Here is a 473-nt window from a genome sequence, read left to right as displayed (position 1 = left end):
CGGTTGAGGTGCACGTAAAGCATGTTCAAGCCCGGCGACGTGCCCCAGTGGCCAAGCAGCCGTGGCTTTATATGCTCGCGTTTCAATGGTTTTTTCAGCAGCGGATTGTCGAGAAGATAGATCTGACCCACCGACAGATAGTTCGATGCCCGCCAATAGGCGTCCATCGACTGTAATTCTTTTTTCGAAAGGGGGCCGCCCGTTGCTATCTTCTTGTGTATGGCGACCTTTGCGTCTCCAGTCGTCTTGAGCGAAACCATGGTATCTCCTCCTCTGAGCCCAGATTGCTACGGTAAGATCTTCCAAGGCGAGAAATCGTCGAGTTTTTAAATGCCAGGAGTTTTTAAATGCCAGCGATTGAAGAGGGCGGTGCAATGCTTGGCGGAAGGAATGCTAAGCGCGAGGCATAGTCTGTCCCGCGATCGTTATCGACCGAATATGCGATATGGTGCCCGTCTCAATCAGCCTAAGGC

General features: G+C 52.2%; 1 protein-coding gene. It reads right to left on the bottom strand.

Translation table 11 applies throughout. The features are described from left to right. A partial coding sequence (locus AF337_RS05820; RefSeq protein ID WP_483150617.1) for a phosphoketolase family protein occupies positions 1-260 on the bottom strand: 260 nt, incomplete at its 3' end. Positions 261-473 lie beyond the last annotated feature (213 nt).

Origin of the sequence: Rhizobium ecuadorense, from assembly GCF_001187535.1 — a bacterium.
GTDB lineage: Bacteria > Pseudomonadota > Alphaproteobacteria > Rhizobiales > Rhizobiaceae > Rhizobium > Rhizobium ecuadorense.
The sequence above is the reverse complement of the archived record's forward strand: the minus strand, read 5'-3'. Positions and strand labels throughout refer to the sequence as shown.